11 protein-coding genes and 1 pseudogene are annotated in these 15,460 nt (G+C 34.3%); 8 read left to right on the top strand and 4 right to left on the bottom strand.

All coding sequences use genetic code 11. The annotated features are described in order from the left end of the window. Positions 1–60: 60 nt before the first annotated feature. Positions 61–447, bottom strand: a complete 387-nt coding sequence (locus tag MHH86_RS09760; RefSeq protein ID WP_076100110.1) for a VOC family protein — start codon at positions 445–447, stop codon at positions 61–63. Positions 448–608: 161 nt separating this feature from the next. Further along, positions 609–2,168, bottom strand: coding sequence for a fumarate hydratase (locus MHH86_RS09755; RefSeq protein ID WP_076100116.1), 1,560 nt, complete (start codon positions 2,166–2,168; stop codon positions 609–611). Between the two features lie 102 nt (positions 2,169–2,270). Between MHH86_RS09755 and MHH86_RS09750 the strand changes: the two are divergent. The 6 genes and pseudogenes from MHH86_RS09750 to MHH86_RS09725 all read left to right on the top strand — a co-directional run. Next, positions 2,271–2,480 (top strand): annotated as a pseudogene (locus MHH86_RS09750) (YfbR-like 5'-deoxynucleotidase); the annotation flags it as partial. Between the two features lie 220 nt (positions 2,481–2,700). Beyond that, a complete protein-coding gene (locus tag MHH86_RS09745; protein WP_342479705.1) occupies positions 2,701–3,927 on the top strand; it encodes a hypothetical protein in 1,227 nt (408 codons plus the stop codon). A 34-nt stretch (positions 3,928–3,961) separates the two neighbouring features. Next, a complete protein-coding gene (locus MHH86_RS09740) occupies positions 3,962–6,259 on the top strand; it encodes a hypothetical protein (RefSeq protein WP_342479704.1) in 2,298 nt (765 codons plus the stop codon). A gap of 7 nt (positions 6,260–6,266) precedes the next feature. Continuing rightward, positions 6,267–7,907, top strand: a complete 1,641-nt coding sequence (locus MHH86_RS09735; protein ID WP_342479703.1) for a hypothetical protein — start codon at positions 6,267–6,269, stop codon at positions 7,905–7,907. Next, positions 7,900–8,649 carry a hypothetical protein gene (locus MHH86_RS09730; RefSeq protein ID WP_342479702.1) on the top strand — a complete coding sequence of 250 codons (750 nt, stop codon included), beginning with the start codon at positions 7,900–7,902 and terminating at the stop codon, positions 8,647–8,649. Before MHH86_RS09735 ends, MHH86_RS09730 begins: the two co-directional genes overlap by 8 nt. Before the next feature lie 7 nt (positions 8,650–8,656). Beyond that, positions 8,657–9,796, top strand: a complete 1,140-nt coding sequence (locus tag MHH86_RS09725; RefSeq protein WP_342479701.1) for a YfbR-like 5'-deoxynucleotidase — start codon at positions 8,657–8,659, stop codon at positions 9,794–9,796. Between the two features lie 170 nt (positions 9,797–9,966). On the opposite strand, the gene MHH86_RS09720 is transcribed toward MHH86_RS09725, so the two are convergent. Next, positions 9,967–10,314, bottom strand: coding sequence for a helix-turn-helix transcriptional regulator (locus MHH86_RS09720; protein WP_342479700.1), 348 nt, complete (start codon positions 10,312–10,314; stop codon positions 9,967–9,969). Positions 10,315–10,446: 132 nt separating this feature from the next. Between MHH86_RS09720 and MHH86_RS09715 the strand changes: the two genes are divergently transcribed. Continuing rightward, a complete protein-coding gene (locus MHH86_RS09715; RefSeq protein ID WP_342479699.1) occupies positions 10,447–11,448 on the top strand; it encodes a DGQHR domain-containing protein in 1,002 nt (333 codons plus the stop codon). 102 nt (positions 11,449–11,550) lie between these two features. Here MHH86_RS09715 and MHH86_RS09710 read toward each other — a convergent pair whose 3' ends face one another. Next, on the bottom strand, positions 11,551–12,477 hold the full coding sequence (locus MHH86_RS09710; RefSeq protein ID WP_342479698.1) for a restriction endonuclease: 927 nt from the start codon (positions 12,475–12,477) through the stop codon (positions 11,551–11,553). Between the two features lie 167 nt (positions 12,478–12,644). Between MHH86_RS09710 and MHH86_RS09705 the strand changes: the two genes are divergently transcribed. Then, positions 12,645–15,257 (top strand): hypothetical protein, encoded by a 2,613-nt coding sequence (locus MHH86_RS09705; RefSeq protein ID WP_342479697.1) that lies wholly within the window; start codon positions 12,645–12,647, stop codon positions 15,255–15,257. Positions 15,258–15,460: the final 203 nt, after the last annotated feature.

The following is a 15,460-nucleotide window of genomic DNA, read 5'->3' as shown; positions in this document are numbered from 1 at the left end:
AGCCCGAGTTGATTAACTCTGGACTGTTACTTTGTATTACTTTTGTAAAAACACATGAGTTTATTCTGTACGGGTGGCAAGAAACCACTGATTACCCTGACGGTCTCTAACCCCTGCTCCTCTTTCTCCATAGGACTTATCCAGTGGTTCTTCAATAATAGAGGCCCCGGCATTCAGGCACTTGCGGTAGGTCTCATCAACATTTCTTACATAAAGATGAATGGCAAGCTGTACCGGTAAATACTTTTCATTCGCTTCGGAAACCTCAATGATGGAATCACCGATTCTGACCTCGGCATGCCTAATCCTACCCTCATCGTTTCGCAGCATATCAATAATTTTGGCATCAAAGCAGTGCACAACAAAATCTATCAATTGCTCTGCATCTTCCGCAATAAAATACGGCGTAACGTTAAGAAACCCATTTCTAATATAATGTGGTGCCATTCGTTGTCCTCCTTTAGACAGGCAAAAACGCCTTCGGCGTTCCTTAAGGATAATTTATAGTCTGGACATATAAATCCTTATAATTTGATTAAAACCCATGGAAAAGCCATTCAGAGAATAATCTGCCCTCCTCATGACTTATCCACCGGTTGTAACCCCATTTATTTAAACACTGGCTCCTTGAATTGAGTCAATTTAGCTGCAGAATCTTTTTCCACATCCGCATGCAGACTGTTGCCGTGAGCATCCATCGTCACAATCGCTGCAAAACCCTCCACATCGAGATGCCACATCGCCTCAGGAATACCAAATTCCATAAAATCAACAGCGTTGACCTTCTTGATGCACTCTGCATAATACTGGGCGGCTCCACCAATCGCATTGAGGTATACCCCGCCGTGCTCCTGTAAGGCTTTTAACGTTTTTGGACCCATACCACCTTTTCCGATGACTGCACGGATTCCAAATTTTTTGATGATATCGCCTTGATAAGGCTCTTCACGAATGCTCGTAGTTGGGCCCGCAGCTTTTACATGCCAGCCTTCCTCATCTTTCATCATCACAGGACCGCAATGATAAATCACAGCCCCTTCCAGATCTACCGGAGACTCATGATCCATTAAATATTTGTGCAGAGCATCACGGCCTGTATGCATTTCACCGGATAAAATAACCACGTCTCCAACACGCAGACTACGGATATCCTCTTCACTTACCGGCGTTGTAAGACGTACTTCCCGCGACTCAGAGGCTGGGCTGTTAGCTCCCTCAGCAATTACCGCTTCAGATTCATGTGCTCCTTCATCATCTACAGATATCCCTGTGCCGCTCTCATATAACCAATCCTCTATATTGCCAGTTGATGGATCAACCAGCACCCCTTGGCGGCGGAAGGCCCAACAGTTATAAGCAACGGATACGAAAAAGCTAGCTGGCAGACGATTCATAACGCCAACCTTACAGCCCAGCAGCGATACCTCACCACCAAAACCCATCGTGCCAATTCCAAGCTTGTTAGCATTCTCCATAATATAGTCTTCCAGCTTGCTAAGGTCTTCTATCGGATTAACATCCTCCACTTTGCGGAACAACTGCTTCTTAGCCAGCTCGTAGCCAGTCGTACGGTCACCGCCGATACCCACGCCAATAAAACCGGCACTACAGCCTTGTCCCTGCGCCTGATATACCGCGTGTAAAATACATTTACGGATTCCGTCCAGATCCCGACCCGCTTTGCCGAGTCCTTCTAATTCTGCCGGGAGACTGTATTGAATATTTTTATTCTCGCAGCCTCCACCCTTCAGAATAAGTCTAACGTCTATTTTATCCTCTTCCCATTGTTCGAAATGAATGACTGGTGTGCCTGCACCCAAGTTATCTCCGCTATTCTCACCTGTTAATGAATCTACAGAATTGGGACGAAGTTTACCATTCTTGGTCGCTCGTACAATGGCATTATGAATATCTTTTTTCATCTCAATCTGATTGATTCCCACAGGGGTGTGAATGATAAATGTAGGCATTCCCGTATCCTGACAGATCGGAGACACTTGCTGCTCAGCCATTCCGATATTTTGCGCAATCGTGGTTAAAGCAAGACCGGACCGGGTAGCCCTGTCTTCCAGCGCACGACCTTTTGCAACTGCCCGGCGTACATCTCCCGGCAAATTCGTGGAAGTTTCTACGATAAGGTTATAAATACTGTCTTCAAAATGCTGCATCTTCATTCAAGCTCCTCTCGGCAGTTCCAGGTTATCTAAAGTTTGATACAATTAGTATAATAATATCATACCTAGCACCGCATGAAAGGGGTTACTTTAAAATTGAGCTACCATTTTTCTGCCTATCTATATCGTCTTCAGTATATTCAGCGCTGGAGCTTGATGCGCAGCACCGCACCGGAGAACGTCGCTGAGCATTCTTTTCATGTTGCATTGCTCACACATATGCTCTGTTCCATTGGTAATGTACATTTCGGGCGTTCATTAAACGCGGAACGAGCAGCAACCATAGCTCTTTTCCATGATGCCAGCTTATCTACATAAAATTGCACATTAAATATAGTGTACATAAATAGAATTTAGACTATAGTCAAAACCCTGTAATACCAGCACTTTATGGGCTATTATCTCTGAAAGATAATTGCACATAATAGAAAAAAACTGGTATTATTATTTTTGTCCAGTATCTTCAAAATAAATCGACTTGGAGATTGCACATGAAAAATACATGTTTAAGGTAGGTGGGGTCTAAGTGGATAATATTGTTGCGATAGATCAGAGTAGTTATATTCGTTTTGTTGCTGAGCCAGTTTGGATTGATTGGATAAAACTTAGAAATAAAGAACATCCAGAAAAAAAACAGTTAATGGTGCTCTGTCTTAAAGATTTAAGAACGGATTGTAAGGTAGTTCACCCCCTCTCTGAATTTATTCTTCGATGGTATAACAGACAATTTAACACAATGAGAAAGCACTCGATGACCACCGTTGCATTCTTAAACTTCATATTAGAACGTCAACATGAATTGAAATTGTCTTCTTTAGAAGACCTTACACTTTCACATGGAAACGAGTTCTTGAATCATTTGACAGCCAAATCAAGAGCATATGGAACTGTTAAAGATGCAGAACAAACACTTACTCAGTTATACCTTTATCTTTATAAGCTTGATATTCTAAAGCAAGTAAAAGGGAATGTATTCGAAAAGCAATCAGGACCTTATCATACATATTACAAATCCCCTTTCTCACCAATATATCCTTCAATAAAAGCAAAAAAGATTGAACACATACTACCCTATCAATACATAGGAATGTTTTTGGAATCGGTCATCGCCGTTGCGAATCCGATTTTACTTGGGGTATATTTCCAACTATTTGGTGGACTACGTGTTGGAGAGGTCGTTAACATCAAAAGATCAGATGTTAAGGTAAAATCGACGGGAGAAATACTCATCTCTTTAAATAAAAGGAATCTACGAACTGATATTCGAACTGGTGACGCTGGTGTTAAACGCCCCCGACAACAACGAATAATCTCTATTCACAATTGGTTAATCCTGTTTAAAGAAAATCATTACAGTTTGTATAAACCAAAAGATGGCACTAATGCTTTATTTGTAAATCGAGATGGTAAGGCAATGTCGTTAGGTAGCTACAGACAATACTTTGAAAAGGCTAAAACAGATTTTATTAACCGATTAAGAGAAAGTTCTAATAGAGATGAAGTCATACTTGGGAATCACTTGTATACAGCTAAATGGTCTACTCATATTGGAAGAGGCACGTTTACTAACTTACTGGCTGAGGAAGCAGAGAATCCTTATGACATAGCTCAGCCTCGTGGTGATAAGCAATTAACTTCTTCCCTTTCTTATATGAGCGGAACTGAAAGAATGAAGAAAAAAATTGAAGATAAACTACAAAATATGAACAATAATTTTCTTCCTATGCTTATTCAACAAAGAGATCATCAATAAGTTTTTTAAGAAGATAAACATAGAAGGTGATAAAGTGACAGGGTCAAACTCTCATGCTTCACTTCAAGGAATGATTAAGACAGCAGAACTGCAAAATCGTTGGAATTTGAGTAGTAATATAGTCTATTCAATTGTAAGGAAATTTGATAGGAATATTATGCACAAAGGTATTTTATATATTAACTTGGAAGAGATCGAATCCTATGAAACACATAGCTTATCAAAAAAGAAACCCAAATTAAATGGTGAATACATGCACAGTTCTGAAATAAAAGACTGGCTAACAGAAAATGAGTTTTCAGATCCTAATGAAACATTTAAACGAATGATAAGAGATAAGCTTTTCGTTAATCAAATCAGGCAAGGTAAATCTTATATAATACCTAATTCTGAATTTGAACAATTCACAGAACAATATGAAACTTACAGGCTATTATCAATGAGTAATGAACCATCAAATCAAATGGGATTTAGACCTAAAGGGACATTGAGCATACGAGAACTTTCGGTTCGATGGAATTTGAGCAGTTACAAGTCAGTATACAAATACTTTGAAAACAACAAATTACCTCAACCAATCGTTTTTTTGGGGACTCAGTTTGTTCATCTCAAAGATATCGAGGTATTCGAATCAAAAAAAGAAATTGATAACCTCCCTATCACAATCGAGAAATTGATTCTTAAAATGCAAGAACAAATTTTAAAATATAATCATGATTGTTCCATACAAATAAAAAAATTCTATGTTGATTTTTGTTTATTAAAACTAAAGAGCAGTACGGCTTCAATGAGAAAAAAAAGTGAAAATGTTACTGCATATATAAATACTTACAAACGATATGTTTCCAAATTTATTTATGACCCTTCTACGTTGTCTCATTCAGAGATTGAAATGTTAATGCTTCGGAAGGATATTCCCAGTTATAAAAAAGAAACAATCTTAGAATTCATTAGATACTGTGACAGCTTGCTCAACATAAAACGCTCAAAAAAGATTGTATTAGTCAGAGATGAAAAAAAGAGATCAAATTCTGATGATAATTCGATCTATTCACCCGAACTGTATTTCCAGTACGTAAACTATGTAAAGAACCTAAACCCTCTTGTTCAACTCTCTATTTCTTCGCAAAAAGCCTCAAATGCTTGGTTATTTATTATCATGCATTTAACAGATGTATGGAGAGCACCAGATATTGTGAACAATATACCGACTATTAACATTGAAGAGATTGGTATAGACTCACTAAATTGGTTTAATGAAAATCAAATTTCCATAAAACAAGCTTCAACAGTTGTTCAACAAGTAAGTAAGAATGTTGAAAATGCAATATCAAGTAAAACAAAGGCACTGTTAAACTTCTTCGTAATTCCTGATATGGTAGTTCCATTTGCGACTGCAGCCGTTATTAGTGAGTTGCACAGAAGAAACCAAAAACAAGAATTATTGTTGGGAACTTTAATTAGCCACCGCATATCGGTTAGTACAAAGCAATTAATGTTCAAAGATAACGAACAATTAATGGGTTTTCAGACACGGAAAATGAATCGAAGCACACTTACATACCTTTTTTATTCCATTATTGAAGAAAATGGGCCAGATGCAGATGTTGCATTGGAACTTGCAAAGATATCCCGATCTCATAAGTCTGTATCATCAACAGAAATTTATCTTAATAACACAAATAAAGATGGATCCATAAACAAAGTCTCTCTGAATGTGTTTAGACGAGGACATTTTGGTTGGCTTTACAACTACATTATAAAAATGGCTATTAATCCACTTGCTCCGAATATTACAAGCCCCAATAAAACCGAAATGATTGAGCTATTGAGAGCTGATATTAAACCATATGAGGTCGAAGCGTGGGGATCATTTATTAATGAAAAAGTTAACCAAGAGCAATCTGTCATCTTGGGTTTGACTCGACGAAATACTGAAGATTTTATTTTACTTTTAAAAAGGTTCATGTCTGGAAAAATGCCTTCTCGAACAGCAGGAGGTCAATGCTTAATATACCCTGATTGCGAATATCCCTTAAAAAAACATTGCTTCGATTGCAAGTATTTCTTACCCCATTCCAGCGTATTAATTGAATCCACAATCGAATTAAAACGTCTTTGTAAATCTCTTAAAGAATCAAAATATGATGCGTTACTGCAAAGGGATTCAAGATTCTTACTGTATATTATTTTACTTTTCCATGAAGCATTTCAGTCTTTTGATGAAGAGTATGTTAATTCCTTTTTACCTAAACACGAGTTTCAAACCATCATCGAAGAAGTAATGCCTTTATTAAAATTGCAATCCGCTACAATAAAAGAAATGGGTTGAGAACTCCATGCGTGTTAGAAAACGAATCTTAAGAGCAGGTGTATCAAAAATTGATTTAGTCGAAGATATCATTCTTAATGAACAAAGAAGAGTTGAAATCTTGACTACCTTTAATCAACTTCGAGACACAGGCAGGATTGAAGCCAATTCTTTCGAAGATATTGCGTGGAAATATAAAAGTGAAGTTTATAATGTTCCTTTTTCATTAATATTTGATTTAAAAATATATTCCAAGTTCAATGATTTATTGAGAGCATTTACAGTTGTCAGGATAAACAATCGAGTTGCGCCTTCAACAATAAATCTGGAAATTCATTACTTAAAACGTATCATAATTATAACTAAAGGACTTCGTAATCTGAATGAATATCATCTACTTTGTATAACTTTATCAACTCCAGAATCAAGTCGTATTACAAGAACACTAAAAATGTTTATCGATTTCACTAATCTATCTAACAAACATGAAATAGCTACTGAGTGTGAAAGATATTCATACGGAATACATAAAAGTAGAGAACTTCCCGATTTTAATCATGTCATGTCCTACGATAAATGTATAGATCATTATTTTTCACAACTTGCTGAAGAAGAATCTCTGAAGTATTTACCCGTGTGGCTTTGGTGGCGACTGACAACCGTTCTCCCTATGAGACCAAGCGAGTTATTTCTCTTGCCTTACGATTGCATTGAGTTCAATGCCTCTTTTGGTGAGTACTGGATTTATATAACACGAATTAAAGAATCACTAAAGGACCATCCTGATTCAGATGAAATGGGACTCATGGAGTATGAAAAAATTCAAATCGATAAAGGTACGTATCAATTTATCAAACAATTTCAAAACAAATTAACACTTCTTGATGAAACAAATAGTTCAGAGTATTTACTGCCATATGCTTTATATCAAAAATCATTAAAACGGAAATCATCCTCAACACACATAAGAATGGACCTCCATTCATTTAAGAATCAATTAAAGAGATTTCACGATGAAGTCATCGTAGATCTTTATGGACAAGAAGAATGTAGTCGAGTAAGACCTGGTGACACTCGCCACTTTGCTATTATTAATATGTTCTTACAAGGGTATAACCCTCTATCAATTGCCCGTATGGCTGGACATGATAACATCATAACACAAGAAAATTACTATAATCACGCTATACATTTTGCGGAATCACATATTTATCACTTAGCACAACAAAAATTTGAAAGTCGAACTAACCAACGGATAACAAGTAATCCATTTGGAAAAGTCCGAGATGCATATGACAGAGGGTTACAGTATTCATATGATGAGCTAAAATATTTTAGAGAAGTAGAATTCGGATACTGCAAAGACTTAACACCAGAATTCCCAGATAACTGTACGGAAAATTGTTTAAGCTGTATGCAATATATTTTTAAGCCCGCAATTAATGAGCAAGAAGAAGGTTTAAAAAAACTTACTCAGTATTCCAAAGAATTGGGAGATTGGATTACAAAAGAAATCGAAAATATTTTTAAAATTGGCAGTAAAATTAACAAAATCAATACGATACGTGTTGATGAATCGCTGAAAAATAAATCCCGATCACTTTCTCAACTAATGGAAGCAAAGGTATTAGTTGATTCGATAAGAATAGAGGCTGACTCGTATGAATGAGAACAAAAAAAAAGAGCAAAAAATCAAACGTACAAAGAATACTGGGGACGTTCCTTCACCTGCAAAACGTGGTAGATCCGAAGTATATTCCGTTGAAGAATTAAAGAAGATTGCATTGAAAGTAAAAAAAGAGCTCAATGGAGCTAAACTTACCAAATTAAAACTTGAGAAACTTACAGGGATTGGACGAAACACTTGGAGTCGTAAAGTCCCTGATTTCATTGAACACCTAAACAATCCTATTCCTATCCAACGAGAAATCAAGGCAACAGATGATGTTTATTACCCTAATTTCTCTGCTTTTTTCGATGTATACGATGGAGATATTAATCTTATATACAATGAATTAACTGAATTCGAACTGCAATTCCAAAAAAAAGACACTGAATTAGCACGGTTAACAAAAGAAATACAATCTCTAAAAAAATACAAAGAGGATTTCGAACTACTTAGTAAAAAGACAGATTTATATATAAAACAAGCAGAACACTACAAGACTCTCTATGAACAATTAATAGTAGCAAGTACATTTCCTCATTTGCGGAAAGAACTTGGACTAAAGGATAATTTACTTGATTTCAAAAAGAATAGAGAAGATCTATCATTAAGGAATCTTGAAAGACATTTCCCAAACACTTCAAATTCAGAAAACAATGAAATGAATGTTACGGATAGAACTACCGAAAATATGGATATCCTTAGAAATTTAGCCCCTGGCCTCTTCGAAAAAAAAGATAGGTAGGTGTAAAATGAAAAACGGAAAATTCACAAGTGTAATTTTACAAATGCAATATGTCTCACGGTGGAATGAATATGCACCAAGATTTAAGGATAATGCGGCAAGTCATAGTTTTAGATGTGCCACGATTGCTATTTTTATTGGGATTATTGAAGAAAAACTGTTCAATAATCCTATAGATAAGCAAAAATTAGTTGCCAGAGCATTATTACATGATTTGAATGAAACTGTAACTGGCTCTATAAAACACGTTACCAAAAAGGATGCACTTGTTGCAGATCATATTCGTCGTTTGGAACGAGAAGTAAGTGAAAATATTGTTTCGTACTTATCAAAATCATTGCAATCTGTCTTCTTTGATTACATCGTCAATGCTGAGGATGAAACTTATATAGGTCAAACAATCATGGCTATTGATAGCTTTGATGCAATGCTGTTTTGTTTGCGTGAGTTCACCTCTGATTCTAATCTATATTTCAATAATCAGTATGAATATTTTCATGAACAATTATTGAATTCTGATTGTCAGTCAATAACTTGGCTAATACGTGAATTCGACAAAAAAGAAGGAGTATTTGAACTGTTTTCTCATATCCTGAATTTGGATATTATAGAGCGCTGGAGTGGCAATTTTAATCTGATCCCAGATAATGATGCAACTCACTCTTTTCGTGTTGCGGCACTGTCATTGTTTAATGGTATTCTTGAGTCAGAACGTTTTGAGAAAAAAGAAATAGATATATATCGATTATTAGGAAAATCATTAATGCATGATATTGTTGAGGGTATAACTGGGGATGTGGCTTCTCCAATCAAAAAATCCTCAAATGTGGTTCGAAACGCTTTTGAGGAATATGAGAAAGAAGTCGCAAGATCAATGCTCATGAAACTCCCTCCTATCTTTCATGACGAGATTATTGATTTTATGGTTAATGCAAAAGATGATACTTACGAAGGGCATTTAGTTGATATTGCCGACAAAATTGATGCTTTAATTAAAAGCAACTTAGAGATGCGAAATAATCCACATTACAGTGAGCGATATTACCAGCAACTCACAAGCATTCAACACCAATATGAAAATCCATGTGTTATTTTTTTCCTCGCTTATATTCTTCACGATATAACCTATTCTAATTTTATCCGTTGAATTTTTGAGAATGAATGAAAAGAACGTATAAGTTGCCGCGGCAGCTTATACGTTCTTATAATGCAAAAACAAAAAGTCTTAATTCTTCTATTCGTTCTCTTGTTCTCACATAGAAAATTATAGCCCACAAAGTATCCACTCACTTCACTACGAGTTGCACATATATTAGCTTATTTCCTACGATCAAATGCTTTTATTACATCTAAAATTAAATTATGAATGATCTCAACTTCATCACTGTCTCTATCCTGAAGTTTAAGTTGAACATTGTCGATCAGCTTGTCCTTTAATAAGTTTTGATTACTTTTTATTGGAATGAAGAGTTCTTCAGGACTAATTTCTAACGCAATTACAATTCGTTCTAACGTTTCAATTGAAACGTTCCGTTCCCCTCTTTCGATATTGCCTATATAAGATTGAGGAATTCCCACCAATTCTCCAAGCTGTACCTGTGTCAAACCTCTATTTTTACGAAAAATACGAATGCGTTTACCGACTATAGTCAACAACTTTGACATAATTCTCACCTCTCTTAAAGAGTAGGCAAGTTTCCAAAAAACTTAAACATACTTATAACATATATTCCCGTTTGAAAATAGACGCTATAACATCTATTATTGACTTACAACAGCAACAGGAGGAAAGAGTTCATGGATAAATTAGTAAATCAAATAGTCATTGAAAATGTTCTTGTTGGGAAATTACGTGGGAAAGTAATATATCAAAGTTCTGTTTCTGTTCATACCGGAAAACAACTTATGTATGTAAAACCTTATGATTTACCAAGTGGAAAAGGCTACCAAAGACCAGTAAATATAAAACGCTGTAACGATTTTGCCCAATATTTATCACTCGGAGATGAAGCACTCTTTACCCCTATTTTATTAAATGCGGCATCAAATTGGGAATTCACCCCTTATGATCAACAACGACCAAATTATGGGCGGTTATTGTGCAAGGGAAAAGCATCTTTAATGGATGGGCAACACCGAATTGAAGGACTAAAAAAATACCATAATGAAACTAATACTGACATCACAGTACCATTTTTAGCATTTCACTATCTGGATGAAAATGAGGAGATAAAATTATTTGATATTATTAATACAAAGGCTAAAGGAATAGGATCTTCTTTGAACAAGTACCTACACAGAAATTCTGATGATCTCAGTTGGATTGCCACAGAGTTAATGCTTCGTAAAGAAAGTCCATTTCACCAAATTGGTAGTATAATTGGTAAACGAACGAAGGGAAGACATATAACACTTCAAAACTTATACCGTACTCTTCATCTTCTGTTTTCAGATCCTAAAATCACTTCATTCTCTAAAGAAGATAAATTCAATATAGCGATTACTTATTACAATGGTATACGGGAAAGCCTCTTCGAGGAGTGGAATAATTACAAAGAATACAGATTAACACACATCGTTTGCTTGGACGCTTTATCGATGGCAGGCAATAGTCTATTAGTCAAATATGCTTACGAGACTCGTAAGCAAGTTGACCTTAAAACCATCATAAAACGAATTCAGCGGCTATCTGTTGTTGATTGGTCATCAAACGGTCCATTAAGATATATTAAAGGAACCAGCGGCTCAAAATCACTTACGGTAGACTTACGTTCGATATTGATTCCAGACTCTAATTAACCAAACTGGTGAGTGAATTTTCCACATTTACTCTGGAGTAATCTAAAATGATCCGAATTTACGTTTGGATCATTTTAGATTTCAAAGGTAAAAACTCGAATATTATTTTCTACGGTGTCCTTTCTCGAAATCATTTATGAAGCGAGTATAAAACTCCTTACCATTAGGATCATAAGCATCATGATTTTTGTTTACAAAGTACCCTCTTATATCCCATTCCAATGAGAGACCCCCATGCTCTACTTCTACCATAAAAGGTAAATGGCGTTCTAACTGAGGATATAAATCATCAATTTCATCTTGTTCAAATGGATTTGTTTTTTTGTTTTTTCTCTCATCAACTAAGAAATCCAGATAAGCTAAATAATTTGTATTTTTATCATCGAAATATACAGCACGTAACATTGTAATGATTCCAAATCGTTCTCCTATATCTTCAGAATACTTATGTATTTTGTTCACAATTGATAAGGCAGGAAAATGCATATTTAATCTTGCTGACAAATAAATGAATGAATCCTTATAATGTGAAGCCCAGAATGAAGGAGAGTTTGTGTTATAAATTTTCCAACCAACACTCTTTGAACTAATTGGAAAAAATTGATTGATAAGTTGAAAATTCGTAGGTTTTAACAACCTGTCCTCTAACCTAACCTCGTCCCAATAGTCTATAAACATATTTCTTTGTTCTTTTAGTTCTTCATATGCTTGTATTAATCCAGATGATAACGAAGTTGTACATACCATTAAGTAGCCCTGCGCTTTAATTCTTTCACAATCTGTAATCAATGAATTAGCTTCATCTTTTCCGATACTCTTTCCAGAATGAGCATTATGTTTACATTGAACTAACCATTTTCGTCTGAATTTACTTAAGGGACCTTGCACTTTTTCAATAACAATCAGATCTCGGCCACCGTCAGGCCCCTTTCCAGTCCAATGTACCTCGAAACCTTCTCTACTAAATATCTCTCGTGTCAAGCGTTCTAAATCTGTTCCATCTTTAGCAAGTTCTTTGAAATTCAACATGATAATTGCTCCATTCAATTTTCAAATGAATAATTCCAACTAATTCATAATGTGTTCTTGAATTGATAAACGATAGTTTAAATCATAATCCTTAACAAGGATAACTAATATTAGCCTAACATGTATAGTAAAATTATGTAATAATGTTTACATCAGGGGGGGACGTATTGGAAAAGAAAACTGGATTAGAATATATAAAAGAACTAAGAGCTTATGAGAAAGAAGAATGGTTCAAAAAACTTGTGGATTTACTAATATATAAAAAGGGAAACTTATCTGATAAGGATAGAGAAACTATAATTGGAATTATTTTAGGGGATGGAACGATTGAAGATATTGAGGACACAGAAATTGAAAATTCAATTGAATATGAAGAAACAAATAATAATTTTTCTTTAGTGAAAATACATAATATCACCAACGTAGGTGCATTAAAGACTAATTCTGAGATTACCTTTAGTCCTAATCTTACCGTTGTTTACGGAAGAAACGGTGCTGGTAAATCAAGTTACTTTAAGGCATTATCAGTATTTTCAAAGCGAGTACAACACATAAAAGGTTTTATAAACGAACATGCAAATAATGATAGTCAGGAAAAAAGGATTAGTGTTTCATATTCTCATAGAGACGAACATTTAAAGTCTCATTATGATCCTACACAAATATTAAATACGCAAGTTCAAGAATGGTTAAGCACTGATACTTCGTTCATAAGTGATATTAAAGATAATATTGAGATCTATGATAATGAAAATACTGAAATCGTCATAGAGAAAGGGAAAGACTTGAATTGGAAGTTAGAACCTTTTAAACTTCATTATTTTGATCTACTAATAAAAGAAATAGAGTATATTCAGGAATCTTTCAATAAAAAAATTAGTGAAAATAATAAAATAAAAGGATTACTCGAACTAAATTTAGTGAACTGGTGTAGTTCTTCTATGCTCACAGATTTCTCAAATGATCCACAAGGTATTTTAGATTCCGCATTATTTATGCCTCTCACTTCAGAAGAAATGAGTATATATGAGCATTTAAAATTACAAAAGACTCAAATAAACCAGCATAATACTGATAAAATTAGTTTATTAAAAAACGAAAAAGAAAGTCTATTAAGAATTAGAAATGACTTGAACTTATTGAAAGAAAAAGTTCCACTTCAAGAAAAGAAAAACAGAATGACACTTGAATATAATAAAACCAAACAGGAGGAAGAATTACTACAAATCTCAGCATTAGAAAAAATGGATTTAGCGCATATAAACAAAGTTGGATGGCAAGATTTCATTGTTCATGCAATTGAGTTCATAAAAAGCTTTGAATATCCCAAAGATGATGATAAATGTATTTTTTGTAATCAGAATCTTGATAAAAACTCTTCAGAATTAATTAGAAAATACAAAAATGTTTTTGTAGAAAAAAATAATAATTTAGAGGTTTTAGAGAATGAATTAGATCAAGTTGATAAAAAAATCAATCAAATGAAGTTTGTGGAGTCTCGAATATTATCTGAAATCACAAGTTATGAAAAAACAGTTGGACTAACAATAGCTTCTCTGGAAACTGCATCCTCAGTAAGTGTAATAAATAGCGAACAAATCCAAACTTATGTTCAAATAATAGATGAGAAAATTATAGAAAAACAGACAGAAATAGATCAATATATTATGGTCGAGAATACAAAAGCAAGTCAACTTCAGACAATAGAAGAAGAATTGAAGAAATTCGAGTTGAAAGAGAATATGTATCTTAACAAAGAGTCTTTTATGAAGTTAAAAGACACATTAACTATAAGTTCAAAATATCATAAAATAAACAATGGTTTGTCTACCCAAAAGAGCAACATTACAAAAAAACAAACCCAAGCTACTACAAAACTCCAAATCGAGAAATTCGATGATCTATTTAGAAACGAACTAAATTTTTTCAATTACAAATTTAATATTAATTCAAAAGTAAGGAAAGGACGGTTGGATAGAAAATATTTCGGTGAAAATCTTTCAGAAATTCTTAGTGAAGGCGAAAAGAATATCATTGGTTTAGCTGATTTTTTTGCCGATATAAATTACTATGAAAATAATGGTAATCCTATTATTCTTGATGATCCAATTACAAGTTTCGATCTCGATAAAATAGATTTACTTTCAGAAAGAATAATAAAAGAAAGTAAAAAAAGACAAGTGATTATATTTACTCACAGTAAACCTTTTGTAACATCATTGAGAAATAAACTTTCATTCAAATTACAAAGAGACGTTGCAAAATGTAAGCTTTGCTCTGAAACTACAAAGTGCGAAACATCAAAAAATATATATTGCAGTAAATGGTATGAGGTCTATTCCTATAACGGTTTATCAGGGGTTTTAGCTGATGTACATCCATTTCACACACCAAAACATCTAAAAGATAGAATTGAAAACAGACTCGCATCAACTCAATCTTCAACTATTGACATTCTTGAATGTTATTTATATTTAAGATTAATGATTGAGTATTTTATTGATACTTGTCTTTTAAATTCGGTTAGATCACGATTAGACCCAGAAAGTGATAAAATCCTCTGGGACAAGCTACCTGGTTTAAAAGTTCTTAAAGATAATGATGGATCTTCAGGAAGCAATAGTATCATTAGAAAAACTTATTCAAAAATTAGTGGAATATCAGTGCATATCGATAAGGAGAATCAATCCCTTTCATTTGATAAGTCTGATTTACTTTATGATTTGGAAAACATGAAGAATAACAACAGTGACTTTAAAAAATGGTATGATGAACTTTAAACACAATGATTATTTAGGGCTTTTAATCTTTGTTGTTGAGATATTTCGGCCAAATTCTGTCTGTTTACTGTGACAGACACGAATACCACACTTCGGCTTTCTGCTTATTCTTGTTAAGCTAACGGGCAGGTTAGTTGAACAACAGTGGCTGTTATTGGCGAACTTTTTTATACTGACTGATTTATGAATGTCATTTTGGAATT

It is taken from the genome of Paenibacillus sp. FSL F4-0097 (assembly GCF_038593125.1).
In the GTDB taxonomy this organism is placed as follows: Bacteria; Bacillota; Bacilli; order Paenibacillales; family Paenibacillaceae; genus Paenibacillus_AQ; species Paenibacillus_AQ odorifer.
The sequence above is the reverse complement of the archived record's forward strand: the minus strand, read 5'-3'. Positions and strand labels throughout refer to the sequence as shown.

What these genes read in the sequence shown, in the direction of transcription:
- MHH86_RS09730 (WP_342479702.1), top strand. Translation starts at nt 7,900, where the DNA reads ATGAATGAGAACAAAAAAAAAGAGCAAAAAATCAAACGTACAAAGAAT.
- MHH86_RS09735 (WP_342479703.1), top strand. Translation starts at nt 6,267, where the DNA reads ATGCGTGTTAGAAAACGAATCTTAAGAGCAGGTGTATCAAAAATTGAT.
- MHH86_RS09710 (WP_342479698.1), bottom strand. Translation starts at nt 12,477, where the DNA reads ATGTTGAATTTCAAAGAACTTGCTAAAGATGGAACAGATTTAGAACGC.
- MHH86_RS09720 (WP_342479700.1), bottom strand. Translation starts at nt 10,314, where the DNA reads ATGTCAAAGTTGTTGACTATAGTCGGTAAACGCATTCGTATTTTTCGT.
- MHH86_RS09715 (WP_342479699.1), top strand. Translation starts at nt 10,447, where the DNA reads ATGGATAAATTAGTAAATCAAATAGTCATTGAAAATGTTCTTGTTGGG.
- MHH86_RS09725 (WP_342479701.1), top strand. Translation starts at nt 8,657, where the DNA reads ATGAAAAACGGAAAATTCACAAGTGTAATTTTACAAATGCAATATGTC.
- MHH86_RS09755 (WP_076100116.1), bottom strand. Translation starts at nt 2,168, where the DNA reads ATGCAGCATTTTGAAGACAGTATTTATAACCTTATCGTAGAAACTTCC.
- MHH86_RS09760 (WP_076100110.1), bottom strand. Translation starts at nt 447, where the DNA reads ATGGCACCACATTATATTAGAAATGGGTTTCTTAACGTTACGCCGTAT.